The sequence below is a fragment of the Achromobacter sp. genome (genome assembly GCF_036567245.1).
In the GTDB taxonomy this organism is placed as follows: domain Bacteria; phylum Pseudomonadota; class Gammaproteobacteria; order Burkholderiales; family Burkholderiaceae_B; genus Achromobacter.
Map to the genome: position 1 here is coordinate 1 of NZ_DATCUY010000367.1, position 1,839 is coordinate 1,839.

General features: G+C 69.4%; 4 protein-coding genes. All 4 read left to right on the plus strand.

What is annotated here, in order from left to right:
- On the plus strand, positions 1-238 hold a 238-nt coding region (locus VIR09_RS15780), incomplete at its 5' end, for a DUF2817 domain-containing protein (RefSeq protein ID WP_332013722.1).
- A 31-nt stretch (positions 239-269) separates the two neighbouring features.
- Complete coding sequence (locus VIR09_RS15785; protein ID WP_332013723.1) at positions 270-1,283, plus strand: quinone oxidoreductase family protein; 1,014 nt, start codon at positions 270-272, stop codon at positions 1,281-1,283.
- On the plus strand, positions 1,280-1,723 hold the full coding sequence (locus tag VIR09_RS15790; protein WP_332013724.1) for a PaaI family thioesterase: 444 nt from the start codon (positions 1,280-1,282) through the stop codon (positions 1,721-1,723). Before VIR09_RS15785 ends, VIR09_RS15790 begins: the two co-directional genes overlap by 4 nt.
- A gap of 33 nt (positions 1,724-1,756) precedes the next feature.
- On the plus strand, positions 1,757-1,839 hold an 83-nt coding region (locus VIR09_RS31600; RefSeq protein WP_414639433.1), incomplete at its 3' end, for a twin-arginine translocation signal domain-containing protein.

The window sequence follows — 1,839 nt, forward strand, 5'->3', positions numbered from 1 at the left end:
GCTGGCCGGCGCGGTGGTCGAGTTCGGCACGCGCGGTTTGCAAATGCGGCCGGCCCTGAGGCTGGACCAATGGCTGCGTTTCAAGGCCCCCGCCGCGCCTGACGCGGCGCGCGATGCGCAGCTGCGCGCGGACCTGGTCGATGCCTTCGTGCCCGTGTCCAGCGTCTGGCGCCGCAATGTGGTGGCCCACGGCCTGCAGATCACGCGCCAGGCCATCGCCGGCCTGGCCGCGTGGTGATTTCTCCCTTCATCCCTTCTTCAAGAAACTCATGAAAGCCATTGTCTTGCGTGAACACGGCGGCAGCGACAAGCTGCGCCTGGAAACCGAATTCCCCGATCCCGTCGCCGGTCCCGATGACGTGGTCATCCGCGTCCAGGCTTCGTCGCTGAACTACCACGACGTCTTCACCCGCCGCGGCATGCCCGGCATCAAGCTGCCCTTTCCCGTCATCATCGGCCTGGACGTGGCCGGCGTGGTGGTGCAGACCGGCGCCAACGTGCGCGACTGGAAGGCGGGCGACCGCGTGCTGGTCGATCCGATAGACCGGGTCGACGGCGGTCTGGTGGGCGAGACCATCCACGGCGGCCTGGCCGAACTGTGCCGCGTGCCGGCGCACCAGCTGCTGCGCCTGCCCGACGAAGTCAGTTTCGACCAGGCGGCGGCGCTGCCCGTGGCCTACGGCACCGCCCTGCGCATGATGAACCGCATCGGCCAGGTCCGGCCCGGCGAAAAAGTCCTGATCCTGGGCGCCAGCGGCGGCGTGGGCGTGTGCGCCGTGCAACTGGCCAAGCTGGCCGGCGCCGAAGTCATCGCCTGCGCCGGCAGTCCCGAAAAGGCCGAGACGCTGCGCGCCCTGGGCGCCGACCACGTCATCCTGTACACCGAAGAAGACTTCCTCAAGGCGGTCCAGGAACGCTTCGGCAAACCATCACGCCGCCGCTCCGGCAAGCCCGGCGGCGTGGACGTGGTGGTCAACTTCACCGGCGGCGACACCTGGGTCAAGTCCTTGCGCTGCCTGCGCCTGGGCGGCCGCCTGCTGACCTGCGGCGCCACCGCGGGCTTCGACCCCAAGGAAGACCTGCGCTACATCTGGACCTTCGAGCTGCAGATCCGCGGCTCCAATGGCTGGGAGCGCGAGGACCTGCACGAGCTGCTGGCGCTGGTGCGCGACGGCCGGCTGCAGGTTCACGTGGACCGCAAGTGGCCATTGGAGCAAGGCGCAGAAGCGTTGGCCTCGCTGGAAGATCGCAAGATCGTCGGCAAAGTGCTGGTGTCGGCATGAGCGCGAATCCAAAAGCGCCCCCCGCCACCCTGGACGCGGCGGCGATCCAGGCCAAGTTCGACGATTCGCCGTTCATCGCCTGGCTGGGCTTATCAGTGCGCGACGTGAACCATGATCAAGGCGAACTGACCGTACTGGCCCCCATGCGCCCGGAATTCGAGCGCGGCGCGGCCAGCGGCCAATGGCATGGCGGCCCGCTGGCCGCCGTGATCGACACCGTGGGCGATTTCGCCGTGGGCATGTTGCTGGGCCGCGGCCTGCCGACCATCAACTTCCGCGTCGACTATCTGCGTCCGGCCGTGAACACCGCGCTGACCGCCGTGGCCCGCGTGCGCCGCAACGGCCGCAGCGTGGGCGTGGCCGACGTCGACCTCTACAACGACCAGGGCGCGCTGGTGGCCATCGGCCGCGCCACCTACGCCACGCTCAGCCAGGGCTGAGCGGACTCTCATCCGAACGCAAGGACACACATCATGACCACCGCGCAGCGCCCCGGACGGCGCGCCTTCCTGACCCGTACCGCCGCGGGCGGCCTGGCCGCCGGCCTGGGCATCGC

Excerpts from the sequence above, each read along its gene's own strand:
- VIR09_RS15790 (WP_332013724.1), top strand. The coding sequence starts at position 1,280 with ATGAGCGCGAATCCAAAAGCGCCCCCCGCCACCCTGGACGCGGCGGCG.
- VIR09_RS15785 (WP_332013723.1), top strand. The coding sequence starts at position 270 with ATGAAAGCCATTGTCTTGCGTGAACACGGCGGCAGCGACAAGCTGCGC.